Genomic DNA, 24,037 nt, shown 5'->3' on the forward strand with positions numbered 1-24,037 from the left:
GCCCCGGCCGGCTCGCCGGAGAGGCCCTCGCCCTCGATCCCGCCCGCCCGCTGCACCTCGCGCGGCTCGACGGCCGGCTCACCGCGGCCGTCGTCTCCATCGCCTGGCTGCGCGCCCGGGGCGACGCCGTCCGGGCCGCACTGGAGGCCCGGCACCTGACCGACGACGAGGCCGCGCACGCCGCGGGCCTGCGCCTGCCCGCGCGGCGCTACGAGTGGCTCGCCGGCCGCCTCGCCGTCAAGCACGGCGTCCTCGCCCACGGCAGGCGGCACGCTGGCCGGGCCTGCGGAGCGACCAGGACGCGCGACATCCGCGTCGGTGCCGTCGCGCACGGGCTGCGGGCGGGCAAGCCCGTCGTCAACGCCCCCGTCGACGTGGGCCTCACGCACTCCGGGGACTTCGCCGTCGCCGTGTGCGGGCCGCGCCCCGTCGGCGTCGACCTGGAGCGCGAGCGGCGCATGCCGCCCCTGCTCACCGAACTGCTGACCGACGACGACCGCGCGGCCGCGGCGCACGCCGACCCCGACCGCCGCCGCCTGGCCACCATGCCCCTGCCGCTGCGCTGGGCCTGCAAGGAGGCCGTGCTCAAGCACTACGGCTTCGGGCTGCGCGTCGACCCCCGCGAGGTCGCCCTGCGCACCTGGCACCACGACCACGGCTTCACGTGGCGGCCCGGCCCGGGCCTGCTGCGCCACACCGCTTCCGCGGGCGACGGCCCCCTGCACGGCTGGGCCCGGCGGATCGACGGATACTTCCTCGCCCTGGTATGGACGTGATGAACGGACCCCTGATACCCGCCGCCCCGCCGAGCCCCGGGCTCGGCGAGTCCTTCCCCGAGGTGCTGCGCCGCGCCACCGGGATCGCCGCCCTCAGCCCCTCCTCGCACAACTGCCAGCCCTGGGCGCTCGCCCGCCTGGAGAGCCGGCCGGCCCGCCGCGCCGCCGCCGACCTGCTCGGCTGCCCCGACGACGGCGCGACCGTCTACCTGGCGCTCGCCGCCGACCGCCGGCGCAGCCTCACGGCCCTGCCCGCTCACACCCTGGAGATGCGGCTGAGCTGCGCCGCGTACTGGCGCATGCTCTGCCGGGCCCTCGCGGCGCAGGGCTGGGCGCTCGTCCGGGAGCGCCCGCACGAGGCGGGGGGCGCGGGCGGGGACTCCCGTCTGCCCGGCGGCCCGTGGCCCCGCGACTGGTCGCTGCTGTGGACGGCCGCGCTGCGCCGCACCGGCGAGGCGGCCGAGAGCCTGACCGCCCTGGACGCAGCGGCCCGCGCCCGGCGCACCAACCGCGGCCCGTACGACGACGGGCCGCTCGCCCCGGAGCTGCTCGGCGCCCTCGCGCGCCGCACGCCGGCGGGCGGCCCCGCGATCGCGGTCCGGCACCTGACGAGCATTCATGAGCGCGGTGTGTTCGCCGAGTTGCTGGCCCGCCACGGAGGCATCGATTTCAGCCACCCGGCCGCCTGGCGGGAAACCCACTCCTACATCCGGTGGACCCCGGCCGCGGTCCGCGCGCACGGCGACGGCTTCCCCGTGGCGCAGCTTTTCGGACCGATGTCGGCCCGGCAGCGGCTGGCCAAGCGGATCGCGCTCGCCCCGCCGGTGATGAAGGTCCTGTGCCGGTTCGGCTACGACCGCTCGCTCGCCGGCGGACTGGCCGCCGAGGTCCGGCGCACGCCCGCCCTCGTCCTGATGCACTTCGCGGACGACTCTCCCGGGCTCGCCGACGCCTTCCGCGGCGGCGCCCGCATCGCCGACTACTGGCTGCACGCGGCCTCCGCCGGTCTCGCTCTGCACCCGCTCAGCGTCCTCGTGCAGCACGACGCCCCGCGCCGGATGCTCCAGGCGCAACTGGGCCTTTCCGGCAGGCTGTTCTTCATCAGCCGCGTGGGCCGGCCCCGAACGGCCTTCCCGCCGGCGCCGAGGAGCCCCGGCGCCGCGGACCACCGCACGGTCTGAACCGGCGGCGGGAAAAGCAGCGGAACATTCCGGCCAGGCCCCGGCCGCGTACGCCGCGGGGCCGGGGATACTGCTCCTTGCCGCCGTCTTTACCGTGACAGATTCCCGCCAAAACCTGGCGGGACGCCCGGCCGTCAGTTGCCGCTGGCGTACAGTCGGATGAGACGTTCAGGGGGAAGCCGTGGCCACGGAGATGACGTCAATCAGCCATCGCACCGCCGGCGGGGGGACTCGGGTGGTCTTCACCCCCTCTACCCCGGCGGCCACAATAGCGCCTGCTCCCCGAAGCGACTCCGTTCGGAACCGTTCTTTTACTGGAAGCAGGCGCGATGAGTATGCGCATACTGCTGTGCTGCGACAAGCTCATTCTGGGCGCAGGTATGCAGGCACTGCTGGGCCAGCACGGCCTGGAAGCACATACGAAAACGTCCGTGCGCAGCACGGTGGCGGCCGCCGAGGAGATGGCGCCGGACGCCATTGTCGTCGTGGCCCCGGCGCTCAGCATCGACGACACCCACGAACTCGCCGAACTCTCCCGCATGGCCAAGGTCGTCCTCCTCGCCCGGCCCGACGCGACGCCGAGGGCCTTCGAGGCGCTGCGCATCGGCGTGCGCGCCGTGCTCTCCCTGGAGGACCCGCCGGAGGAGCTCATCCGCATGATCAAGACGGTCATCGAGGTCGACGCCATCGTCGCGCCGCTGACCGCCCGCAAGGCGCTCGACCAGATACGCACCGAGCAGCCCCCCGTCCCCGCCCCGCCGCCGGCCGGCGCCCTGACCCCGCGCGAGGCCGAGGTGATGCTGCTGCTCGCGCAGGGCCGGTCCAACGCGGAGATCGCCGAGAAGCTCTCCATCTCCAACACCACGGTCCGCTCCCACGTCCACCACGTCCTGCGGAAGCTGGACGCCGGAACCCGCGCCCGGGCGGTCGCCATCGCCTACGAGACGGGCCTGATCGACGCCATGGAGCGGCAGGCGGACCGCCGCCCCTGACCCCTCCGGCGCCACCGCGGGGACCCTCTCAGCCCACCCCGGCACGGTATCCGGGCTCCACGCGCGCACCGGCGAGTTCGTCCACCACTTCGGCCATTTCTTCGAAATCCTTCACCAGCCGGGCGAAGGCGGGACCCGTGCTGTCCCGTTCGAACTCGGCCCGGCTGCGCACCCCGATGACTTCGAAGAAGTGCACCGGTGCGCAGGGGTCGCCGGAAACCCGCTGCACGCTGAATGACAGCACGCTCGGGAGTTCCGGGCAGGTCGCGTAGTCGGTCTCCCGAACCCATGTTTCAAAACGTGCGGGAGTGATGCCGGGGCGGAGCCGAATTCGGTGCACAATCAGATCCACGATACTGTGCGTCCCCTCTGTATTGCCATGCCGTTCACCGTCACCGGCGCTTTCGTGAGCGCCGGCCGCCGAGGCCCAGTGCCCGGGCGGCATTGTTCTTCTGGATCTCGTTGGTGCCGGAGAAGATGCGGGAGGGCAGGGCGTCCCGCAGAAACGTCTCCGCCTCGCCGCCGAGGATCCCCAGCGCGCCGCGCAGCTGCACGGCGTCCAGCCCGAGCTGCACGGCCGCCTCGCTCACCGCGAGTTTCGCCAGCGCCGGCGCGACCTCGTCGTCGCTGCCCGCGTCCAGCCCGCAGGCGGCCTTGTAGAGCATCAGCCTGGCCGACTCCAGCCGCACCGTCATGTCCACGATGCGGTGGCTGACGGCCTGGAAGCCGCCGATGGCCGTGCCGAACTGCTCGCGCTCGCGCGCGTATTCCTTCGTGGAGTCCAGCACGCGCTGCATCGCCCCCACGTACGTGGCGAACAGGCACGTGCGCTCCCACTTCATCGACGAGGAGAAGATGCCCGCGCCGGAGCCCTCCTCGCCGAGCACGTCCGCGGCCGGCACCACGCAGTCCGCGAGGTGGACGTCCGCCATCGGCGAGCCCCGCAGGCCGGTCTTGTCGTAGCGCGGCCCCACGGTCAGGCCGGGCGTGTCCGCGTCCACGACGAAGGTCGTCAGGCCGAAGAAGCCGCCACCGGGGGACGTCGCCGCCTGCAGCACGAACACGTCCGCCACGGGGGCGTTGGTGGTGAAGCACTTGCTGCCGTTCAGCACGTACGCGTCGCCCTTGCGGATGGCCGTCGTCCGCAGGTTCAGGGCGTCCGAGCCCGCCTCGGGCTCGGTGATGGCGTGCGCGGCGATCGCCTCGCCCGAGGCCAGCGCCGGCAGCCGGCGCCGCTTCTGCTCCTCGGTGCCGAACTCGGTGATGGGCATGACGGCCGCGAAGAGGTGCGCGGCGACGGAGAACGCGAAGCCCAGGTCGGCGCACCCGTACCCGAGGGCCTCCATCAGCGCCGCGGTCGTGACGGCGCCGAGCCCGCTGCCGCCGTACGCGGCGGGCACGCTCGCGCCGGTGAGGCCCTGGTTGCCCGCGAGCCGCCAGCGGCGCCGGAAGTCCTCCGGGTCGTGCGCCGCCGTGCCGTCGCCGAGGTCGCGCCGGGCGAAGCGCACGACCATGTCGCGCATCTCCGCGGTCTCGGTGTCGAAGTCGAAGTTCATCGTGGCCCGTCCAGGTGTTCCTCGATCAGCACGTGATAGTTGATGCCGCCGGTGCCGAAGGAGCTGACGCCCGCGCGCCGCGGCCGCCCGGGGGCGGACACCCACGGGCGCGCCGCCGTGGAGACGCGCGCGGGCACGCGGTGCAGCTCCAGCTCGGGGTTGACGGTGGTGAGGCCCGCGTTGGCCGGCACCACGCCGGTCCGCAGGGCGTGCAGCGCGCGCAGCAGCCCCGCGCCGCCCGCCGCCGCGAAGGTGTGGCCGAAGAACGACTTGGCGGAGCCGATCTCCAGCGGCCGCCGCCGGTGCGGGCTCGCGTACACCCGTGCGACCGCGGCGATCTCGACGCGGTCGCCCACGCGGGTGCCCGTGCCGTGCGCCTCCAGGTAGCCCACGTCGGCCGGGTCGAAGCCCGCCTGCCCGAACGCCTGGCGCATCGCCCGCACCTGGCCGTCCGCGTCCGGGGCGATCAGTGACTTGGCGTCGTTCGACGCGCCGATACCGCGCAGCAGGCCGTGGACCGTGTCCCCGTCGCGCAGGGCGTCCGCGTAGCGCTTGAGGAGGAACAGCGCGCAGCCGTCGCCCGGCGTGAAGCCGTCGGCCGCGGCGGCGAAGGGCGTGATCCGCCCGTGCGAGAGCAGCCCCAGCGCCGAGCACAGCACCATGTCGCGGGCGTTGCAGGGCAGTTCGACGCCGCCCGCCAGCGCGTAGTCCACACTGCCGGAGCGCAGCCGCCCCACCGCCACGTCCAGCGCGGCGAGCGACGACGCGCACGCCGCCTCGATCCCCAGCGGCACGGCGTCCAGGCCGTACTCGCCCGCGATGACGGCCGCGGCGCCGCTCGCCAGGGCGCCGTCGAAGTCCTCCGGCGCGCGCGGGGCCGGGCCCGCCGCGTACGGCTCGCGGACTAGGTCGAGCAGGGTCGCCGTCTCGGTCGCGTCCAGCCGGCCGAGCGCGGCGAGGCTGCCGACGGCCGACTCCACCTCGCCCAGGGACAGGCCGGCGGCTGCCCGCCGCTCCCGCGACAGGCTCAGGTTGGTGCCCATCGCGACCAGGCCCGGCCCGCGCAGCGCGGCGGCCGCGGGCCCCCGGCGGGCGAGGAGCTCACCGGCCACGGACAGGGCCGTGCGCTGCGCGGCGTCCATGACCGCCCAGCGGCGCGGCGGGACGCGCAGCCCGTCCGGCGGCGCCGCCGGCACCTCCAGGGGCGAACCCTGGTCGGTGTAGCTGCGGGTGAGGCTCAGCTTGCCGGGCTCGTGGTAGAGCTCGCGGTCGAAGAGGGACTCCGGCAGCGGCCCGATGCGGTCCTCACCGGCGAGCATCGCGGCCCAGAACGCGTCGGCGTCGGGCGCGTCGCCGAAGCGGCCTCCGTAGCCCACGATCGCGACGGGCTCCGGGGCGACGGATGCGCGGGCGGTACGCGGACGCTCCGCGGCGGGCCCCGCGCCGTCCGGGCCGTGCTCCTCCGGGTCGTGCTCCTCCAGAACGAGGTGGCAGAGCGTGCCGGTCAGCGACGCCCCGCTGACCGCGGCCCGGCGCGGCCCGGCGCCCGCCTCCTGGTGCCACCGCACGGGATCCGGCGGTGTGCGGAACGCAGGGCCGGGCCCGGGCGCCGCCCGGAGCCCGCCCGGCAGGCGCCGGTGGTACAGGGCCAGCGCCGCCTTGGTGACGCTCGCCAGGCCCGCGTTGGCGAAGGTGTGCCCGAGCCGGTCGCGCACGCTGCCCACCACGACGGATCCGGGGCGGCCCTGCGCGTACACGGCCTCCAGCGCGGCGAGTTCGGCGCGCGTCTCGGACGCCACGCCGTAGCCGCCGCACTCCACGTAGCCGACCGACTCCGGCGCCGCGCCGCACGCCTCCAGCGCCGCACGGGCCGTCTCCGCGCGCCGCTCGACGGACGTGGAGTAGCGGAACACGCCCGGCCGGCCCTCGTGGCGCACCGCGCAGCCGCGCAGGGTCGCGTAGACGCGGTCCCCGTCGCGGACGGCGGACGACAGCCGTTTGAGCAGCAGCGCCCCCACGCCCTCGCCGAGCGCGAAGCCGGCGCCGTCCGCGGCGAACGGCCGGGTCGTGCCGGCGACGAGCCCCTTCGCCGCGAGGGCGGCCCGCAGGTACGGGCCCTCCTCGCGCTGACCGGTCACCACCAGCACGGCCTCCGAGAGGCCGCCGCGCAGGCTGTCCAGGGCGTGGGCCAGCGCGAGGAACGACGTCGCGTCGGCCGACTCCAGGGCCAGGGTGCGGCCCCGCAGCTTGAAGGCCCCCGCGATGCGGGCCGGGATGGTGCTGGCCATCTCCCCGACCCGGTCGTGCGGCGATGCCCCGAGGCGGCGCGCGAGCGCGGTGCGCAGCTCGTCGGCGGCCTGCGCGGCCGTGCGCGCCGAGCCGCCGAACTCCGGCGCGGTCAGGGCGCGTTCCAGCTCGCGGGCGTACCGGCTGCCCTCGATACGCAGGGCGTTGGCGTACTGCCGGTCGAGGCCCGCGCACACCCCGGCCACCACGTCGGTCCGCTCGGCCTGCGGCATCCGCTCGCCGGCCTTGGCGTCCTCCAGGCACTCCCGGGCCGCCTCCAGCATCAGCAGCTGCATCCGCGTCAGCGCGCCCGCCTGGGCGGGCGGGATGCCGAACCGCGCGACGTCGACCTCGATGTCCGCGAGCGACGGGGGCGCGGCCCCGGGCGGCGGCGGGGGTTCGGTCAGGTGCCTCCAGTAGGCGTCGGCTCCCCGCACGCCCGGGTAGAGCGCCGCGATGCCGACGATCGCGACGGGTTCGTCCTGTGGTGCGTACGCGGTGCCGGGGGCACCGCGCGCGCCGAGCTCGGAGTGCATGTCGGAACGACTCCAGGTGGTCGCGGCCCGGCCGGAAGCGGCGCCGGGCAAAGGAAGGCGGAGGTAGTGGTAAGGACCGCGCGGCCCGTGCGAACCGCGCCTCGTGGTTCCCGCCGGTGCGGCGCGCGTTGCCCTCGCCGCACCGGCGGGACCGCACGGTCAGGGCCGGCGAAGAGGCGGCGCAAGCCCGGATGCGGGGCTCACACGCCCGTGGCGACCCGCCGGACGGGCGCCAGCGCCCCCGGCTGCGCCAGCCCGGGATCCTGCGCCAGGATCTCGGCGTGCCGGCGCTGCAGCCCGGCGCCGGGCCGGATGCCCAGCTGCTCGTCCAGCCGCTTGCGGGTGAGACGGAAGCGCTCCAGCGCCTCGCTCTGCCGCCCCGACCGGTACAGCGCCAGCATCAGCAGCTCGCAGAACCGCTCGTGCAGCGGATACTGCGCGACGAGCTGCTGCAGTTCGGCGATCGCCTGGGCGTTGCGGCCGAGCACCAGGCGGGCACCGGCCAGGTCCTCCCAGGCGGTCAGCCTGCGCTCTTCGAAGAGCGTCGCGGCGCTCGCGCACCGCAGCCCTTCCCCGGCGTCGAACAGTGCCGGGCCGCGCCACAGCCGCAGACCGGTCTCCAGTAGCCTCGCCGCCTGCTCGGGGTCGGTGGTCAGCGCGGCTCCGCCGCGGGAGGCGAGATCGAGGAATCTGTTGGCGTCGACGCACTCCGCCGGCACGTCCAGCAGATAGCCGTTCGGGACGGCCCGCAGGACGCTCGTGCGGTCCACCGGCGTGTGTGCTTCCAGTACTTTGCGCACCCTGGTCGCCTGCGCCTGCAGGGCGTTCCGGGGATTTCCGAGGGGCGAACCGCACCACAGCTCGTCGACGAGCTCCATGTGCGACACCGCCCGCCCCGCCCGGAGGGCGAGGGTCGCGAGCATGGACCGGACCTTGCCGGCCCGGATGTCACTGCTCCTCTCCGCAGCGCTGACGCGCACCGGACCGAGTATTTCAATTTGCACGAAATTCCCCCACACAGCGGTTTCCGCCGGAGATCAGAACAGAAGCCGGTACCGGCTTTTCCCCCTTTCGGCGCCCAATCCTCGCAACGCGGAACAACTGGCGTCATCCATCCCCCGGCCCCTTTCCGCCCTCAACGGATGGCGGAGCCGGGCGGCCGCCCCTGTACGTTCATTGAGGCGCGCGCCCGCCCGGCTCAACGCGGCGTCAACGCCCGGAGGACGGGGCCGGAGTGCCCCGGTCGGCAGCACGGCGTAGGCGAAGTGTCCGATTTCTTCAGCGGAACCTCAGGAAGGGCGCACGCCGTTCCCCGAGTTCCCGCCCGGCGCCGAGCCGGGCGTGACCAGCCCCGCCTCGTACGCGGCGATCACCAGCTGCACCCGGTCGCGGGCGCACAGCTTGCCCATGATGCGGCTGACGTGGGTCTTGGCGGTCAGCGGGCTGAGCCCCAGCACGTCGCCCACCTCGGCGTTGTTGAGGCCGCGGGCCACCAGGGTCAGCACCTGGCGCTCGCGCACCGTCAGGACCGCGAGGCCGCCCGTGACGAAGCCCGCCGGGATGTCCGCCCGCGGCGCCCGCAGCACCCGCGCGATCAGCCGCGAGGTCGGGCCGGGCGAGAGCAGCGCCTCCCCGGCGGCGATGGTTCTGATCGCCTCCAGCAGCGCCGCCGGCCGGGTGTCCTTCACGAGGAAGCCCGAGGCGCCCGCCCGCAGCGCGTCGATGACGTACTCGTCGGTGTCGTACGTCGTCAGGACGAGCACTTTCACGCCTGCCATGTCCTCGTCGGCGGCGATGCGCTGGGTGGCCTCGATGCCGTCCAGGTCCGGCATCCGGATGTCCATCACCACCAGGTCGGCGCGGGCGCTGCGGGCCAGCTCGACGGCCTGGCGGCCCGTGCCGGCCTCGCCCACGACCTCCATGTCCGGGGCGGTGTCCACCAGCATGGCGAAGGCGGAGCGGACGAGCCGCTGGTCGTCGGCGAGCAGGACCCGGATCGGCTGCTGCGCGCTCATCGGCGGACCCTCCCCGCGGGGGAGCACGGTGCCGCCGGGCTCGGTGCTGCTGTCATCGGCCTTCCTTAGGGGTGGGGATCCGCCTGCCCGCGGGGCGGGACGGCGGGTCGGTCACGGATGCGTGCGCTCGACCGGTACGCGGGGGCTCATGGGAGGGCGGCCCCGTCCACGGGAGCGGCCGGCAGGACGGCGGTGACCGCGAAGCCGGCGCCGCCCGGCCGCGGCCCCGCCTGCAGCCCGCCGCCGACGCTGCGGGCGCGCTCGCGCATGCCGACGATGCCGTAACCGCCGGTGCCGTTCGGCTCGTTCCCCGGCACGGCGGACCGCACCGGCGCCTCCGCGCCGCCGTCGTCGAGCACGGTGACCCGCAGGGAGCCGTCGCCCTCGCCGCGCGCCACCGTCACCCAGACGCGGACCGCGGGCCCGCCGTGGCGGACCGCGTTGGTGAGCGCCTCCTGGACGATACGGTACGCGGCGGCCCCGACCGCCGGGGCCAGGACGGGAGTTGCCGTCGCACCGTCCTGTGCGGCGCTGCCCGGCCCGGCGTTCACCCCGGGCCCCAGGTGCACCTTCAGGCTCACGCGCGCGCCCGCCGCCTCCGCGGCCCGCGCGAGATCGGGCAGCCCGTCGAGCCCCGGCAGCGGACCGTACGCCGCTGAATCGTTCCCGCGGAGCACCTCCAGCGTCGCGCGCAGCTCCGCACGGGCGTCCCGGCAGGTGTCGGCGATGCCGTCCAGCGCCTTGGCGAGCGCCGTGCGGTCCAGCCGCTCGGGATCGGCGACCAGGACGTGGGCCGCGACCGCCGTCTGCACGCCGATCAGGGTGATGCTGTGGGCCAGCAGATCGTGGAGGTCGCGCGCGATGTGCACGCGCTCCTCCGCGACCCTGCGCGCCGCTTCCCGCTCGCGCGTGCGCTCGGCACGCTCCGCACGCTCCACGATCGCCCCGACGTAGTTGCGGTGAAGGCGCACCGCCTCGCCGATCAGGACGACGTCGGCGATCCAGCCCGCGCTCACCAGCGTCGGCAGGATCTCGTGGCCCTTGCCCAGGGCCAGCATCACGGCCGTCGCCACGCCGTAGATGCCGGCCAGGGTGAGGAAACTGCGCCGCGGCGGACCCACCACGGCGAGCGTGCACAGGGCCACCAGGCCCGCCGGCAGCACCGCCGCCCGGGGATAACCCAGCAGGTAGAACGGGCCGTTCATGCAGGCCACCGCGAGCACCGTGAGCCACGGCGCACGGCGCCGCGCGGTCAGCGACAGCGCGGCGCCGGTGAGGAGGGCCCAGCCCGGCAGCTCCAGCGACCGCCGCGAGGTGACCACCAGCAGCACGCTCTGCACGGCGAGCACCGTCAGCGCTATGCCGAAGTCCTGCAGCAGGGCGCTGCGCCGGCCGATCGCGTGCCGCGGCAGCAGCAGTCGTGCGATCAAGGGGGCAACCGGGTCCCGGGACGGCATCACGCTTCCATGGAACCCCGCGAGAGCTTCCCGGGCCACCACATCCACCTCTTGAGCAACAGGCTTGCGGAGGTGACCAGATAGGTACGGACCAGGAAGGTGTCCAGCAGCACGCCGACCGCGATGATGAAGCCCATCTCGACCAGCGCCACCAGCGGCAGCGTCGCCAGCACGGCGAAGGTGGCCGCCAGCACGACGCCCGCCGAGGTGATGACCCCGCCCGTCGTGCGCAGCGCGGTGAGCGCCGCCTCCTGCGACCCCGCTCCCCGCAGCCGCTCCTCGCGCGCCCGGTGCATCAGGAAGATGCCGTAGTCCACGCCGAGCGCGATGAGGAAGACGAACGTCAGCAGCGGCAGACTCGGGTCCAGGCCCTTGTAGCCCAGCGCCGGGCCGAACACCAGGCCGCTGAGCCCCATCGCCGCGCCCCACGAGGCGATCACGGCGAGCACGAGCACCGCCGCCGCCACCAGGCTGCGCAGCAGGGCGACCAGCACGAGCATCACCGCGACGAGCACCAGCGGGATCACCTTGCGCCGGTCGTCGGCGTTGGTGGTGTCGAGGTCCATCTGCTGGGCCGTCGGCCCGCCCACGATCGCCTGCGCGCCCTTGACGTCGTGCACCGCGTCGCGCAGCGCGCCGATGGTCTTCTTCTCGCCGGCCGACTCCGGCTTCGCCACGGAGAACACCTGCAGTTCGGTGCGCTCTTCGCCGCTGCGGCCCGGCTGCACCGTGGCGACGCCCTTCGTGGCCTTCACGGCCTTCTCCACCTCGCCGGCCTGCGCGGTACGCGTCACCACCGTGATCGGCAGGCTGCTGGCGTCGGGGAACGCCTTGGCGACCGTGCGCATCGCCGCCACCGAGTCGGGCTTGTCCAGGAACGCGTCCTCCTGCTTGAGCGTGCCCGGCAGCTTCACGGCGCCGACCGACAGGGCGACCAGCGCCGCGACGCCGCACAGCAGCACCAGGGCCGGGCGGCGGGACGCCGAGCTGCCCATCGCCGCGAACAGCGACCGGTGGTGCGCGGCCTCGGTCCCGTACACCGGCACGATCGGCCAGAACACGCGGCGGCCCAGCAGGACCAGCACCGCGGGCAGCAGCGTCATCATGGCCGTCAGCGCGCAGAAGACGCCCACCGCGCCGACCGGGCCGAGGCCGCTGCTGCTGTTGAGGTCCGCCGCCATCAGGCACATCAGGCCGGCCACGACCGTGCCGGACGAGGCGAGAACGGCCGGGCCGCAGCCGCGGATCGCGGACCTCATCGCGTCGTAGGGCTGCTCGGTGCGGCGCAGCTCCTCGCGGTAGCGGGCCACCAGCAGCAGGGCGTAGTCCGTGCCCGCGCCGAAGATGAGCACCGTCATCACCGACGTGCTCATCGTCGTCACCGTCAGGTCGAACGCCTTGATCAGCCCGTAGACGCCGGCCATCGCGGCCGAGGCCGCCACGCCGACCACCGCCAGCGGCACCAGCCACAGGAACGGGCTGCGGTAGATGAGGATGAGCAGCACCGCCACGACGCCCGCGGTGCCCAGCAGCAGGACGCCGTCGATGGACTGGAAGACCTCGTTCTGATCGGACATCAGGGCGACCTGCCCGCCGACCTCGGCCTTCAGGCCGCCCGGCTTGTCCTCCTTGACGATGTCCCGGATGCCGTCGACCGCCTTGCCCTGCGCGGCGGCGTCCTCCAGGCCGCTCACCGACAGCGCCGTCATCGACGTCGCGCCGTCCTTGGAGACGACGGTGGGCGGCTTGTCGCCGCCGCGCACCTCGTAGCGGCCCGCGATCTTCTTGAGGTGCTCCTGTACCGCCTTGGTGTCGTCCGGCCGCAGCCCGCCGTCGCGGTGGTACACCAGCAGCGCGTCGGAGGTGTTGCCGCCCGGCAGCTTCTGCAGCAGGTGCTCGACCCGGGTGGACTCGGCGCTGGCCGGCAGGTAGTCCACGGGGCGGTCCCGCGCGGCGCCGCTGAGCTTTTCGGCGAAGGGCGCCGTGACCGCCAGGACGACGATCCAGAAGGCGATCACCGCCCACGGGAGGGCGCGCCTCCTCGCCTTGCCTTCGCGGGCCGGTCGCGACCGGCCCTCCTTCGCTTGCGTGTCCGCCGCCGGGGCCATGTGCTCGCCGCCTCCTCGAAGCTGCCGGTTCGCTGACCCTTCCAGGGTTCCGGCGCGAAGCGCCCGGTGCGTCGGCCCGCAGACCGAAGCGGAAGCTAATCCGCCGGGTGCAACGGGGTGGTTGCTACTCCCGCGGGAGTAACCGCCGGGCGCCGGGGCCGTCCGCCGGGACGACGACGGACGCGGTGCTCGCGCGGCAAGGTGGAAGCATGGATGCGCTCCTGCTGCCGGCCCTGCTCTGCCTGGTGTCGGCCATGGCCTACGCGGGCGCGGCCGTCGTGCAGGAGCGGGTCGCCGCCGGGCCCGCGGGCGCGCCCGGGCTCCGCGGACCGCTGCGGCGGCCCGCCTGGTGGGGCGCGGTCGCCCTGACCGGGCTCGGCGCCGCACTGCACGTCGCGGCGCTCGCGTACGGGCCGCTGAGCCTCGTCCAGCCGCTCGGGGCGCTCGCGATCGTCTTCGCGCTGCCCATGGCCGCGGTCCGGGCCCGCAGACCCGTCGGCACGGCCGGATGGCGCGGTGCCCTCCTGGCGACCGCCGGCCTCGCCGGGCTCCTCGCCCTCACCGGGCCGCCGCGCGGCGAGACCCTCGGCGCGGGGGAGCGGCCCCTCCTCGCGGCCGCGGCGCTGGCCGGAGCCGCGGCCCTGGCCCTCGGCGCGCGCCGGGCGCGGCGGGCCGTCGTGCGCGGGGTGGTGCTGGCCGCGGCCGCCGGCGCCGTGTTCGGCATGGCCTCCGTCCTCACCAAGGCCGCCGCCCAGGACTGGACCTCGCACCGCACGGGCTCCCTCCTCCCGACGCTGCTCGCCACCGCCGTCCTCGCCTCGGCGGGCATGCTCCTGTCCCAGGCCTCCTACCGCGGCGCCGGCCTGGCCGCCCCGCTCGCCACGCTCACGATCGTGAACCCGGTGGTCGCCGCGGCCGCCGGAACGGCGGTGCTGGGAGAAACCTTCCGCCACGGGGTCCCCGGCGGCGTCCTGGCGGCCCTCGCGGGCGCGGTGGCCACGGCGGGCGTGGTGACCCTGACCCGCGTCGCCCCCGACCGGGGGCCCACGATGCCGGCGGAAGCCGTGCCCGGTGCCCGCACGGGCGCCTGCTGCGCGGGCACCGCCGGAATCCGCCGCGGTGGTTGAACGCCGCCGCGGCGGGCTCTTCTGCCGGGGCAGTGACAACCGTTGCCGCGCGGCGGAAGTGGGGCCCGGGGCCGGGAGCCGCCTCCGCGGCAGGAGAGGCTCGCGGGGGCAGACCGCAATGCCGTTCGGGGAGGCGGCAGTTCCTTCCGCCGCGACGGTGATCAGTTGGTACGGCGCGTTCCGGCGGTGCCGGGCGGGGTGTCTGCCGGCAGGGGTCGGCCTGGCACCGCCGCGGCGGAAGAAGGGGCTGGGCGCCCGCCAAGTCTTATCCGCCGCAACGGCGATCAGTTGGTACGGCGCAATCCGGCGGTGCCGGACGAGCCGTCGTCGTACGTGCCCCGCCCCGCGCAGCGCGCCCCGCGTCGGCGGTATGGCCCCCGCGGCCGAAGCGCGACACGATGGGCCCGTCGCCCGGCCGACCCCCAGCGGAGGTGCCCCGTGGAGTTCGACGTCGTCGTGGAGATCCCCCAAGGCAGCCGCAACAAGTACGAGATGGACCACCGCCGCGGGCGCATCCGGCTGGACCGGCTGCTGTTCACCTCGACCCGCTACCCCGCCGACTACGGCTACATCGAGCGCACCCTCGGCGCGGACGGCGAACCCCTGGACGCCCTCGTCCTCGCCGGTGAGCCCACGTTCCCGGGCGTCGTCATCCGCTGCCGGGCGATCGGGATGTTCCGGATGCGCGACGAGCAGGGCGAGGACGACAAGGTGCTGTGCGTGCCCGCGGGCGACCCCCGCCACGAGCACGTCAGGGACCTGCGCCACGTGCCGCAGTTCGACCGGCTGGAGATCCAGCACTTCTTCGAGGTGTACAAGGAGCTGGAGCCCGGCAAGTCCGTCGGCGACGGCGCCCGCTGGGCCGACCGCGCCGCCGCGGAGGCGGAGATCGCCGCGTCATACGAGCGGGCGTCCGCGGCCCGGCCGTAACGGGAAGCGCCGAATGCGGTAGAAGAGCCGAATGCGGTAGAAGAGGGGCATGCGCCGCCCCGTCCCGCTCCTCGCGGCCGTCGCCGCCGCCTACGCCGTGCTGCAACTGTGCTACGCCGTCGCGCACATGAACCTCGGCTGGGACGAGAGCGTCTACCTCTCCCAGGTCGACCCGCGCACCCCGGCGGCGTATTTCAGCGCCCCCCGTTCGCGCGGCATCACCTTCCTCGTGGCGCCGGTCGTGGCGCTCACTCCGTCCACCACGGTCCTGCGCGTGACGCTGGCGCTGCTGTCGTCGGCCGCGCTGTACGGGGCGTTCGCGGTGTGGCGGCCACTGCTCGGCGCCGGCCGCACGGCGCTCGCGGCGGCCCTGTTCGCCGGGCTGTGGATCACCGTCCTCAGCGGGCCCGAGGTGATGCCGAACCTCTGGATCGCCCTCGCCGCCGTCGCCGCGACCGGCTTCTTCCTGCGCGCCCGTGACGACGCCGGCCCCCGTACCCTCACCGGTCTCGCCGCCACCCTCGCCGCCGCTGCCCTCCTGCGCGCCCCGGACGCCGTCTGGCTCGCTCTGCCGCTGTTCGTGACCTGCGCGGTCGTACGCGCCTGGCGCCGCCCCCGCATCGCCGCGGCAGTCGCCGGCGGACTCGCGGCGGGCGGCGCGCAATGGGCCGTGGAGGCGTACGTCCGCTTCGGCGGCATCGCCCGGCGGCTCGCCGACGCGGGCGAGACCGAGGGCGGCATGGGCGCGCACCTCGGGGCGGGCCTGGCCGCCGCCCGCCGCAGCCTCAACGGCCCCCAGCTGTGCCGCCCTTGCCACATCGCGAACCCGTCCGTCACGCACTCGCTGTGGTGGCTGCTGCTCCCTCTCCTGGCTGCGGCGGCCTGCGCCCTCGCCGCGCGGAGGGAATCGCGGGCGGCCGTCCTGCTCCCCGTCGCCTGCGCGCTGTCCCTCGCGGCCCCGTACCTGCTCCTGCTGGACTACTCCGCGCCCCGCTTCCTGCTCCCCGCCTACGCCCTGCTCGCCCTGCCCGTGGCGGACCTCGCGGCCCGCGCACCGGCCGCCTTCCGCGCCGGCCCGCGGCGGTGGGCGGTGGGCGCAGCGCTGTGCGCGGTCCTCGCCGCCCACCTGGGCGTGCAGCTCAAGGAGCTGCGGGTCAACACCGCCGACGCCCGGGACACCACCGTCCGCTACCAGCGCGCCGCCGAGGGCCTGCGGCGCCTCGGCCTGTCCGCCCCCTGTACGGTCACGGGACCGCGGGCGCAGCCCGTCGCGTACGCCGCGGGCTGCGCCTCCGCCCAGACCATGGGCAACAACCGCTCCACGACGGAGGACGAGCTGGCCCGCAGGGCACGCCGCATGCCCATGGCCGTCCTCTACGACCCGGCCGACGCCTACCTCCCGCCGTACGCCCGCACCTGGCATCCCCACGAGCTCCCGGGGACCGGCTGGAGGGCGTACGTGCCCTGACCGGTCCCCTCGGCGCTCACCTTCTCCTGGTTCTCCTGGTAGTTCTTCCGGTCCGACGCATCCGACGCGTACGTCCCTGACGCCCCTCCGCCGGCGTCAGGCGTCCCGCAGCAGCGCCGCCAGGTCGCCTTCCACGTCCAGGTGCCCGCCCTCGCTGCCGGCGGGCACCAGCGCGTAGGAGCGGGCGAGGAAGCGCCGCAGCTCGCAGGTGTCGATCTGCACCATGGCCACGCCTTCCACGGCGTGGAACTCCAGCACCGTGCGGTCCGGCCCGCACGGCCACACGTGGACGTCGCCGCCCCCGGTCGGCGCGATCAGGCCGCAGGCGAGCGTCTCGCGGGCGAAGACCCACTCCACGTCGGCGCCGTCGAGCGAGGCCGCCGCCGGGAAGGCGATGTGCACGGCGAAGGGATCGGAGGGTTCGTAGCGCAGTTGCGCGGGGACGGCACGGTCCTGCGGGGCCGACACAATGAGCCGTGCCTGGACAGCCTGGTCGATGACAGTGGACAACGCGTGCTCCCTCGCGATCGCTGTGGCGTGGTGCGGTGACGTGCGGTTCCGTGCGGTTCCTAGCGGTGGTGCGGGTCCGTGCGGTGGTGGTGCGGTCGTGGTGCGGTCGTGGTGCTCTCCGGCGGGCCGGCCCCGAAGGACCCGCCCACCGGAGAGACGCCGTCAGGAGAGACGGCGGTTCGATCGCTGCAGTGCACATGATTCGAGCGTGAGCTGCGTCACTCCCCTTGGATTGGAAAAGACAACTGCCGTATCAGCCATCAAATCCCTGCCCTTGGAGCGCTCAGCTCACCGGTGCACCCGCTGTACCGGGAGCACCGCCAGCACCTCCCAGCCGCCTCCCGCGACCGGGCCCGCCGTCAGCGACCCGCCGATCGCGTCCGCGTGCTCCGTCAGCCCGACCAGGCCCAGCCCGCCGGTGTCCTCCGGCGGGCGCTGCGACGACTGCCCCGCGGCGCCGTCGTCGCGCACCGAGACGAACAGGCGCCGCTCCGCCTCGCGCAGCGTCACGCGCACGGCCGACGCGTCCGGGCTGTGCTTCGCCACGTTGGCCAGACCCTCGGCGACGATCCGGTGCACGGAGCCGGTCAGCTCCGGGGGCAGCCCGGTGCCGAAGCCGGGGTCGACGTGCAGGTCCACCCGGACCGGGCCCCGCCCCGCCCGGCGGAAGTCGTCGACCAGCTCGCGCACGCCGTCCAGCCCCGGCAGGGGCGAGCGGTGGGGCGCGTCCTGCTGCAGGACGCGCAGCAGCCGCCGGGCCGTGGTCAGCGCCTCGTCGCCGGCCGCCTGGATGTCCTTGAGGGAGGCGGCCACCCGCGCGTCCTCGGCGACCGTGCGGGTCGCCTTGGCCAGCAGGGTCATCGCGGCGACGTGGTGGGAGACGAAGTCGTGCAGCTCGCCCGCGAGCTCCAGGCGCTCCGCCTCGCGCGCGGCGGCCACCGCCCGGGCGCGCTCGGCGTCCCGGTAGCGCAGGCACAGGCCGGCCGAGGCCACGCCCGCGACGACGAGGGCGTAGACGACGACGGCCGCGCCCGGCACGCCCGTGTCGCGCACCGGGGCGACCAGGACCCCGGCGGCCAGGGCGATGCCCGCCGGGACGGCGGCCCGCACGGGCGCCCGCCACGCCACGAGGACGAGCAGGACGAGCAGGGCGGCGCTTTCGGTCAGCCCCCAGACGGGCAGGTGCAGGCCGGCCGCCATCAGATAGCCGGTCGCGGACCAGGAAACGCCCACGGCCGCGGCGGCCCGGAGGGCGAGCGGCGCCCAGGGCAGCACGCACAGGGCGGCGAGCAGGCCGGCGGCCCACACGACGAGGTGGGCGTGGTGGTAGCCGTCCTCCCGCGCCAGCAGCCGGCCCTCCAGCAGCCACAACCCGCACAGCCCGGCCACCAGCCATACCCGCCGGCGCCGGGCCCCGGGGTCGTTCCCGGCGGGGGCGAACAGCACGGATGTGGGCGTCATGCGCTCCACGCTAGGCGCGGGCGGGGGACCGCCGGATCACCCGTCCAGCCATTCCGGCCCCGGCCGAAAGGATGAATGTTGGACGACCCAGGACGGAGCCGGCGGCCGGCCGGAGTCTTCCGCCGCGACGGTGATCAGTCCCAGGGGACGTACCCGGCGGTGCGGTGCGCGCCTGAGCCGGATGCGGCACCGCCGGTCTGGGCCGCGGTGGCTGATCGCCGTCGCGGCGGGTGGAAAGGCCGGGGCGGTCCCCAGGGCCCGGTTGGTGCGGCCGTACCTGGTGAAGTCCCACACCGTAGGCGCCGGCCTGCACGGGCCCGGCGGCCGGCCGGAGTTTTCCGCCGCGACGGTGATCAGGCCCAGGGGACGTGCCCGGCGGTGCGGTGCGCGCCTGAGCCGGATGCGGCACCGCCGCTCTCCGCCGCGGTGGCTGGTCGCCGTCGCGGCGGGTGAAAATGCGCGCCGTGGTCGGCAGGAATCCGCCGCGCTACGGCGATCAGCCCCCCGGACCTGTCCGGCGGTGCCGTGCCTGCCCCGGCCGGGGCCGGTGCGGCTGCCGGTCGCCGCCGCCGCGGCGGAGTCGGTGCCACCCCGCAAGTGCTAGCTTGCGCCGTCATGAGATGGAAGCTGACTGCCTTACGCACCATCGCCGCCGCCCTCTGCGGCACCGCCCTCGCGTTCGCGGGCACCGCGGCCGCCCCCGCTCAAGCCGCCGGCAAGGCCCTCGCCTGGGAGAGCCGGGACGGAGGCAGCGACGCCCGGTTCCGGGGGCTCGCGGCCGTGAGCCGCTCCACGGCCTGGGCCGCGGGCACGAAGGGCACCGTGCTGCTCACCCGCAACGCCGGCCGCACCTGGCGCAACGTATCGCCGCCCGGCGCCGCCGCCCTGGAGTTCCGCGACGTGGAGGCGTTCGACGCGCGGCGCGCCGTCGTCCTGGCGATCGGCGAGGGCGAGGCCTCCCGGGTCTTCCGCACGGACGACGGCGGCACCACCTGGACGGAGACGTTCCGCAACACCGACCCCAAGGCGTTCTACGACTGCCTGGCCTTCTTCGACGCGCGCCACGGCATCGCGCTCGGCGACCCCGTCGACGGCAGGTTCCGTATCCTCGCGACCGGTGACGGCGGCCGCAGCTGGCGCGTCCTGCCCGCCGCCGGCATGCCGGCCGCGCTGCCCGGCGAGGCGGCGTTCGCGGCGAGCGGCCAGTGCGTGGTGACCGCGGGCGGCCGCAGCGGCGGGCGCGACGCGTGGATCGCCACCGGCGGCGCCGCGTCCTCCCGCGTCCTGCACTCCGCCGACCGCGGCCGCACCTGGCGCGCCACCGGCACGCCCGTACCGGCCGGCGACCCCGCCCGCGGAGTCTTCGGCCTGGCCTTCCGCGACCGGGCGCACGGCCTGGCCGTCGGCGGCGACTACCGCGCGGGCCGGCCCTCCGAGCGGGCCGCGGCCGTCAGCGCGGACGGCGGCGCGAGCTGGACGCCGGCCGGCAGCCCGCCCGGCGCCTACCGCTCCGGCGTCGCCTGGCTGCCCCGCAGCCGCACCACCGCCCTCGCCGTCGGGCCCACGGGCAGCGACGTCACCACCGACGGCGGCCGCACCTGGCACGGCTTCGACACCGGCTCGTACGACACCGTCGACTGCGCGCCGGACGGCGGCTGCTGGGCCGCGGGGGAGAAGGGGCGGCTCGCCCGGCTCACCACCCGTTCGGGGAGGTAGGCGGGGTCAGGAGGGCAGTTCCTGCCGGTAGGGCTCAAGGGCGGGGGCGGTCTTCGTGGCGACGAACTCGGTGATCGTGTACTCGCACACCCCCGCCACGCTGAACGGGTCGCTCTTCGTGATCTCCTCGATCTTCTTCCGGTCGTCCCCGAGGGCGAGGATGATCCCGCCGTCGCGCGGCACCTTGCGCCCGGAGGCGATGAAGACCCCCGACGCGTAGTGCGCGTCCAGCCAGGCGACGTGCTCGGGCAGGGCGGCGTCGATGCGCTCGATCGGCGCGATGTAGGTCAGCTCCAGTACGAACATGATCGCCAGCCTACGGGCCGGGTACGGTGGCCGCACAATGAGCGCTGCAGAACAGACAGAACCCGTCGCCGTACCGCCCGGCTGGCCCACGACGGAGGCGGAAGCGGCCGCCGTCCAGGACGAGTTGCGCGGCCGTGTCGTCCTCGGCGAGCCGGGCCCGCCGTCCGGCGAGCCCCTCGTGGCCGTCGGCGTCGACGTCGCCTACGACGACGAGCGGGACGTCGTCGTGGCCGCTGCGGTCGCCCTGGACACGGCCACGCTGCGCGTCGTCGAGGAGGCGACCGCGACCGGCCGGGTCGCCTTCCCGTACGTGCCGGGGCTGCTCGCCTTCCGCGAGGTCCCCACCGTGCTCGCCGCCCTGGAGCGCCTCCGCACCACGCCGGACCTGGTCGTCTGCGACGGCTACGGACTCGCCCACCCCCGCCGCTTCGGCCTCGCCAGCCACCTCGGCGTCGTCACGGGCCTGCCCACGATCGGCGTCGCCAAGAACCCGTTCACCTTCCGCCACGACGCCCCCGGCCCGCTCCGCGGCGACACCTCGCCCCTCCTCGACGGCGACGAGGAGGTGGGCCGCGCCGTGCGCACCCGGCCCGGCGTCAAACCGGTCTTCGTCTCGGTCGGCCACCGCACGAGCCTCGGCAACGCCGTCGCGCACACGCTCGCCCTGGCGCCCGCCTACCGCCTCCCGGAGACGACGCGGGCGGCGGACGCCCTGTGCCGCCGGGCGCTGAAGGGACTGGTGACGGGCTGAGCTGACGGGACGGACGAGCTGACGGGACCGGCGGGCTGACGCCCTGACGGGCGGGCGGCGGCCCCGCCCCGGCGCCGAGCGGCCCCACCGCACGGCACGGCGCCGACATACTGGCCTCGCCCCTTCCGAAGGCTCGGCGCGGCCCGTACCGCGCCGGAAAGGCGGTCGCCATGGGTCTGCCCGTTCCGCTGTCCGGGGTCGTCCCGCCGCTCTGCACACCGCTCACCCCGTCGGGCGAGGTGGACACCCGTTCGCTGGCGTCCCTCGTGGAGCACGTGCTCGCGGCCGGTGCGCACGGCGTGTTCGTGCTCGGGTCCAGCGGGGAGAGCGCCTGCCTGAGCGACGCGCAACGCCGCACCGCGCTGCGGGCCGCCGTCGACGCCGTCGCCGGGCGGGTGCCCGTGCTCGCCGGGGTCATCGACATGACCACCGCCCGCGTCCTGGACCACGCCCGCGCGGCCGCCGCGCTGGGCGCGGACGCGCTCGTCGCCACCGCGCCCTTCTACGTGGCCGCCCACCCGGTGGAGGTCCGCGACCACTTCCGCCGCATCCGCGAGGGCGCCGGGCTGCCGCTCGTCGCCTACGACATCCCGCAGGCCGTCCACAGCAAGCTGGACGCCGGGACCCTCCTCGACCTGGCCGGCGAAGGGACCGCCGCCGGGCTCAAGGACAGCAGCGGGGACCTCGGCGCGCTGCGCCGGTTCCTCGTCGAGCTGCGCCGGCGCGGCCTGGAGCGCACCTTCGCCGTCCTCACCGGATCCGAACCGGCGGCCGACGCCGCCCTGCTGGCGGGCGCGCACGGCATCGTCCCCGGCCTCGGCAACGTGGACCCGGCCGGCTACGTACGGCTGTACGAGCACGCCCGCGCCGGCCGCTGGGCGGAGGCCGCCGCCGAACAGGACCGGCTCGCGGCCCTGTTCGGGCTGGCCATGACGGGCGACCCGGCGGAAACCGGGCCGACCGCGTCGGCCCTGGGCGGCTTCAAGGCCGCCCTGCACCTGCTCGGCGTCATCGACTGCCCGGCGACCGCCGCGCCGCAGCGCCCCCTGTCCGGCACGGCCGTGGAGGCCGTGCGGCACCACCTGGCGGAGGCCGGGCTGCTGTGACCCGGGGCGGTGTTCCCGGGCGTTGTCAGACCCCCGGGCTAGCGTGTACGAGCAAGAACGACGCACGTCACAAACGACGCACGTCACAAACGAAGCAAGCGGCGAACGACGCACGTGACGAACGACGAGCGCGGCAGCGAAACAACGCGGCAACGCGCCGCGCACACACTCCGGAGGCACCCCATGACCCTGTCCGTTCCGCTCCAGGTCCGTGCGAAGGTCAGGGAGTTCGCGCTGTCGCTGCCCGGCACCGCCGAGGAGTTTCCCTGGGAGGAGGACGCCGTCGTCAAGGTCAACAAAAAGATCTTCGTCTTCCTCGGTGCCGAGGGGAACACCGAGTCGCCCGGCATCTCGGTCAAGCTCAAGGACGAGGAGACGCACGGCCACGCCCTGGCCGTGCCCGGCGCTGCGCCCACGGGCTACGGCCTCGGCCGGCACGGCTGGGTGTCCATCCCGCTCACGGGGGAGAGCGCCCCGGCCGACGTGCTGTGCGACTGGGTGGAGGAGAGCTACCGCACCATCGCCCCGAAGCGGCTCGTCGCGGAGCTCGACGCCCGCTGACGGCGGGTCCGCGGCACCGGAGGCCACCATGGCGAGGTCTTGTGAAAACGGGAACCGGTTCTTAGCATCGCGAGTGTTACAGCAGTTGTGTCACAGAGGCCGTGCTGCAAGGGCCACATCACAAAAGCTGTGCACAAGGGTCGGTTCACAAACGCACAGGGGGTCCGGATGACCGGAACGGCCGGCGGGCCGCTCGACGGAGTGCGCGTGGTCGAGCTCGCGGGCATCGGGCCGGGCCCGTTCGCCGCCATGCTGCTGGCCGACCTCGGGGCGGACGTCGTCCGCGTCGACCGGCCCGGCGGCCCCGGCCTGCACATCGCCCCGTCCCGCGACGTCACCAACCGCAACAAGCGCTCGGTGACGGCCGACCTCAAGACCGCCGACGGCCGCCGCGCCGTCCTCGGCCTCGCCGCCCGGGCCGACGTGCTCATCGAGGGATACCGGCCCGGCGTCGCCGAGCGGCTCGGCGTCGGCCCCGACGCGTGCCTCGCCCGCAACCCCCGCCTCGTCTACGGGCGGATGACCGGCTGGGGCCAGCACGGCCCGCTCGCCGACACCGCCGGCCACGACATCGCGTACATCGCCGTCACCGGCGCCCTCGGCCTCTCCGGCCCGGCCGGCGGGCCGCCCGCCTTCCCCGCCAACCTCCTCGGCGACTTCGGCGGCGGCGCCCTCTACCTCGTCGTCGGCGTCCTCGCCGCCCTCCACCACGCCCGTGCCGGCGGCGCCGGCCAGGTCGTCGACGCCGCCATCGTCGACGGCACCGCGCACCTCACCGCGCTCATCCACGGCATGCTGGCGGCCGGCGCCTGGCAGGACCGGCGCGAGGCCAACTTCTTCGACGGCGGCTCCCCCTTCTACGGCACCTACGAGACGGCCGACGGCGGCCACATGGCGGTCGGCGCGCTGGAACAGCGCTTCTACGTGCAGTTCATGGAGCTCCTCGGCCTGCCGGAGAGCGCCCCCGCCCGCGAGGACCCCGAGCGCTGGGGCGAGCTGCGCGCCGCCATCGCCGCCCGCTTCCGCGAGCGCACGCGCGCCGAGTGGACGGCCGTCTTCGAGGGCTCGGACGCCTGCGTCGCCCCCGTCCTGTCGCTGCGCGAGGCCCCCGCCCATCCGCACCTCGCCGCGCGGGGCACCTTCGTCGAGCACGAGGGCCTCACCCAGCCCGCCCCCGCGCGGCGAGGTGCGGAT

At 75.3% G+C, this 24,037-nt stretch carries 21 protein-coding genes; 11 read left to right on the forward strand and 10 right to left on the reverse strand.

Features of this window, described 5'->3' with window-relative positions; all coding sequences use genetic code 11:
* The 3 genes from ACSNOH_RS20345 to ACSNOH_RS20355 form a co-directional block, all read left to right on the forward strand.
* Window positions 1-776, forward strand: a 776-nt coding sequence (locus ACSNOH_RS20345; protein ID WP_436722811.1) for a 4'-phosphopantetheinyl transferase family protein, incomplete at its 5' end; no start/stop codon positions are given.
* Complete coding sequence (locus tag ACSNOH_RS20350) at window positions 776-1,957, forward strand: RedV protein (protein WP_436722812.1); 1,182 nt, start codon at window positions 776-778, stop codon at window positions 1,955-1,957. The genes ACSNOH_RS20345 and ACSNOH_RS20350, both read left to right, overlap by 1 nt.
* A 329-nt stretch (window positions 1,958-2,286) precedes the next feature.
* The gene (locus ACSNOH_RS20355) at window positions 2,287-2,949 is read left to right on the forward strand and encodes a LuxR C-terminal-related transcriptional regulator (RefSeq protein ID WP_436722813.1); all 663 of its coding nucleotides are present in this window, start codon (window positions 2,287-2,289) and stop codon (window positions 2,947-2,949) included.
* Window positions 2,950-2,977: 28 nt separating this feature from the next.
* Here the strand turns inward: ACSNOH_RS20355 and ACSNOH_RS20360 are convergent, their stop codons facing one another.
* The 7 genes from ACSNOH_RS20360 to ACSNOH_RS20390 all read right to left on the reverse strand — a co-directional run bounded on the left by ACSNOH_RS20360 (window position 2,978) and on the right by ACSNOH_RS20390 (window position 12,907).
* A complete protein-coding gene (locus tag ACSNOH_RS20360) occupies window positions 2,978-3,301 on the reverse strand; it encodes a RedY protein (protein WP_436722814.1) in 324 nt (107 codons plus the stop codon).
* Window positions 3,302-3,341: 40 nt separating this feature from the next.
* Window positions 3,342-4,505 carry an L-prolyl-[peptidyl-carrier protein] dehydrogenase gene (redW, locus tag ACSNOH_RS20365; protein WP_436722815.1) on the reverse strand — a complete coding sequence of 388 codons (1,164 nt, stop codon included), beginning with the start codon at window positions 4,503-4,505 and terminating at the stop codon, window positions 3,342-3,344.
* Window positions 4,502-7,327, reverse strand: a complete 2,826-nt coding sequence (locus ACSNOH_RS20370) for a polyketide synthase (RefSeq protein ID WP_436722816.1) — start codon at window positions 7,325-7,327, stop codon at window positions 4,502-4,504. The genes redW and ACSNOH_RS20370 overlap by 4 nt, the downstream gene beginning before the upstream one ends.
* Before the next feature lie 200 nt (window positions 7,328-7,527).
* Window positions 7,528-8,307, reverse strand: coding sequence for an AfsR/SARP family transcriptional regulator (locus tag ACSNOH_RS20375; protein WP_436722817.1), 780 nt, complete (start codon window positions 8,305-8,307; stop codon window positions 7,528-7,530).
* 309 nt (window positions 8,308-8,616) lie between these two features.
* Window positions 8,617-9,342: a response regulator gene (locus ACSNOH_RS20380; RefSeq protein ID WP_436722818.1), complete on the reverse strand. Its 726-nt coding sequence runs from the start codon at window positions 9,340-9,342 to the stop codon at window positions 8,617-8,619.
* A 146-nt stretch (window positions 9,343-9,488) separates the two neighbouring features.
* Window positions 9,489-10,772, reverse strand: coding sequence for a sensor histidine kinase (locus ACSNOH_RS20385; RefSeq protein ID WP_436722819.1), 1,284 nt, complete (start codon window positions 10,770-10,772; stop codon window positions 9,489-9,491).
* Between the two features lie 26 nt (window positions 10,773-10,798).
* The gene (locus ACSNOH_RS20390) at window positions 10,799-12,907 is read right to left on the reverse strand and encodes an MMPL family transporter (protein WP_436722820.1); all 2,109 of its coding nucleotides are present in this window, start codon (window positions 12,905-12,907) and stop codon (window positions 10,799-10,801) included.
* Window positions 12,908-13,116: 209 nt separating this feature from the next.
* Here ACSNOH_RS20390 and ACSNOH_RS20395 point away from each other — a divergent pair, with 209 nt between their 5' ends.
* From ACSNOH_RS20395 to ACSNOH_RS20405, 3 genes are all read left to right on the forward strand, one after another.
* The gene (locus ACSNOH_RS20395) at window positions 13,117-14,034 is read left to right on the forward strand and encodes a DMT family transporter (RefSeq protein ID WP_436722821.1); all 918 of its coding nucleotides are present in this window, start codon (window positions 13,117-13,119) and stop codon (window positions 14,032-14,034) included.
* A gap of 438 nt (window positions 14,035-14,472) precedes the next feature.
* Window positions 14,473-14,964: an inorganic diphosphatase gene (locus ACSNOH_RS20400; RefSeq protein WP_436722822.1), complete on the forward strand. Its 492-nt coding sequence runs from the start codon at window positions 14,473-14,475 to the stop codon at window positions 14,962-14,964.
* A 49-nt stretch (window positions 14,965-15,013) separates the two neighbouring features.
* Entirely contained in the window at window positions 15,014-16,432 is a 1,419-nt protein-coding gene (locus ACSNOH_RS20405; protein WP_436722823.1) for a hypothetical protein, read from the forward strand.
* 96 nt (window positions 16,433-16,528) lie between these two features.
* Here ACSNOH_RS20405 and ACSNOH_RS20410 read toward each other — a convergent pair whose 3' ends face one another.
* Together ACSNOH_RS20410 and ACSNOH_RS20415 are read right to left on the reverse strand one after the other, a co-directional pair.
* Window positions 16,529-16,942: an SsgA family sporulation/cell division regulator gene (locus ACSNOH_RS20410; protein ID WP_436722824.1), complete on the reverse strand. Its 414-nt coding sequence runs from the start codon at window positions 16,940-16,942 to the stop codon at window positions 16,529-16,531.
* 288 nt (window positions 16,943-17,230) lie between these two features.
* Window positions 17,231-18,403: a sensor histidine kinase gene (locus ACSNOH_RS20415; protein ID WP_436722825.1), complete on the reverse strand. Its 1,173-nt coding sequence runs from the start codon at window positions 18,401-18,403 to the stop codon at window positions 17,231-17,233.
* A 615-nt stretch (window positions 18,404-19,018) separates the two neighbouring features.
* Between ACSNOH_RS20415 and ACSNOH_RS20420 the strand changes: the two genes are divergently transcribed.
* Window positions 19,019-20,119 carry a WD40/YVTN/BNR-like repeat-containing protein gene (locus ACSNOH_RS20420; protein WP_436722826.1) on the forward strand — a complete coding sequence of 367 codons (1,101 nt, stop codon included), beginning with the start codon at window positions 19,019-19,021 and terminating at the stop codon, window positions 20,117-20,119.
* Window positions 20,120-20,125: 6 nt separating this feature from the next.
* Here ACSNOH_RS20420 and ACSNOH_RS20425 read toward each other — a convergent pair whose 3' ends face one another.
* The gene (locus tag ACSNOH_RS20425) at window positions 20,126-20,425 is read right to left on the reverse strand and encodes a YciI family protein (RefSeq protein ID WP_436722827.1); all 300 of its coding nucleotides are present in this window, start codon (window positions 20,423-20,425) and stop codon (window positions 20,126-20,128) included.
* A gap of 37 nt (window positions 20,426-20,462) precedes the next feature.
* On the opposite strand from ACSNOH_RS20425, the gene ACSNOH_RS20430 reads away from it, so the two are divergent.
* The 4 genes from ACSNOH_RS20430 to ACSNOH_RS20445 form a co-directional block, all read left to right on the forward strand.
* Window positions 20,463-21,176 (forward strand): endonuclease V, encoded by a 714-nt coding sequence (locus ACSNOH_RS20430; protein ID WP_436722828.1) that lies wholly within the window; start codon window positions 20,463-20,465, stop codon window positions 21,174-21,176.
* Window positions 21,177-21,346: 170 nt separating this feature from the next.
* Complete coding sequence (locus tag ACSNOH_RS20435) at window positions 21,347-22,282, forward strand: dihydrodipicolinate synthase family protein (protein ID WP_436722829.1); 936 nt, start codon at window positions 21,347-21,349, stop codon at window positions 22,280-22,282.
* 183 nt (window positions 22,283-22,465) lie between these two features.
* On the forward strand, window positions 22,466-22,843 hold the full coding sequence (locus ACSNOH_RS20440) for an MmcQ/YjbR family DNA-binding protein (RefSeq protein WP_436722830.1): 378 nt from the start codon (window positions 22,466-22,468) through the stop codon (window positions 22,841-22,843).
* A gap of 168 nt (window positions 22,844-23,011) precedes the next feature.
* A partial coding sequence (locus ACSNOH_RS20445) for a CaiB/BaiF CoA transferase family protein (protein ID WP_436722831.1) occupies window positions 23,012-24,037 on the forward strand: 1,026 nt, incomplete at its 3' end.

Source organism: Streptomyces sp. URMC 127, from assembly GCF_051386535.1.
GTDB lineage: Bacteria > Actinomycetota > Actinomycetes > Streptomycetales > Streptomycetaceae > Streptomyces.

Bases quoted from the DNA above. Each gene is read 5' to 3' on its own strand.
- ACSNOH_RS20350 (WP_436722812.1), top strand. From the start codon at position 776: ATGAACGGACCCCTGATACCCGCCGCCCCGCCGAGCCCCGGGCTCGGC.
- ACSNOH_RS20355 (WP_436722813.1), top strand. From the start codon at position 2,287: ATGAGTATGCGCATACTGCTGTGCTGCGACAAGCTCATTCTGGGCGCA.
- redW (WP_436722815.1), bottom strand. From the start codon at position 4,505: ATGAACTTCGACTTCGACACCGAGACCGCGGAGATGCGCGACATGGTC.
- ACSNOH_RS20370 (WP_436722816.1), bottom strand. From the start codon at position 7,327: ATGCACTCCGAGCTCGGCGCGCGCGGTGCCCCCGGCACCGCGTACGCA.
- ACSNOH_RS20380 (WP_436722818.1), bottom strand. From the start codon at position 9,342: ATGAGCGCGCAGCAGCCGATCCGGGTCCTGCTCGCCGACGACCAGCGG.
- ACSNOH_RS20390 (WP_436722820.1), bottom strand. From the start codon at position 12,907: ATGGCCCCGGCGGCGGACACGCAAGCGAAGGAGGGCCGGTCGCGACCG.
- ACSNOH_RS20395 (WP_436722821.1), top strand. From the start codon at position 13,117: ATGGATGCGCTCCTGCTGCCGGCCCTGCTCTGCCTGGTGTCGGCCATG.
- ACSNOH_RS20405 (WP_436722823.1), top strand. From the start codon at position 15,014: ATGCGCCGCCCCGTCCCGCTCCTCGCGGCCGTCGCCGCCGCCTACGCC.
- ACSNOH_RS20415 (WP_436722825.1), bottom strand. From the start codon at position 18,403: ATGACGCCCACATCCGTGCTGTTCGCCCCCGCCGGGAACGACCCCGGG.
- ACSNOH_RS20420 (WP_436722826.1), top strand. From the start codon at position 19,019: ATGAGATGGAAGCTGACTGCCTTACGCACCATCGCCGCCGCCCTCTGC.
- ACSNOH_RS20425 (WP_436722827.1), bottom strand. From the start codon at position 20,425: ATGTTCGTACTGGAGCTGACCTACATCGCGCCGATCGAGCGCATCGAC.
- ACSNOH_RS20430 (WP_436722828.1), top strand. From the start codon at position 20,463: ATGAGCGCTGCAGAACAGACAGAACCCGTCGCCGTACCGCCCGGCTGG.
- ACSNOH_RS20435 (WP_436722829.1), top strand. From the start codon at position 21,347: ATGGGTCTGCCCGTTCCGCTGTCCGGGGTCGTCCCGCCGCTCTGCACA.
- ACSNOH_RS20440 (WP_436722830.1), top strand. From the start codon at position 22,466: ATGACCCTGTCCGTTCCGCTCCAGGTCCGTGCGAAGGTCAGGGAGTTC.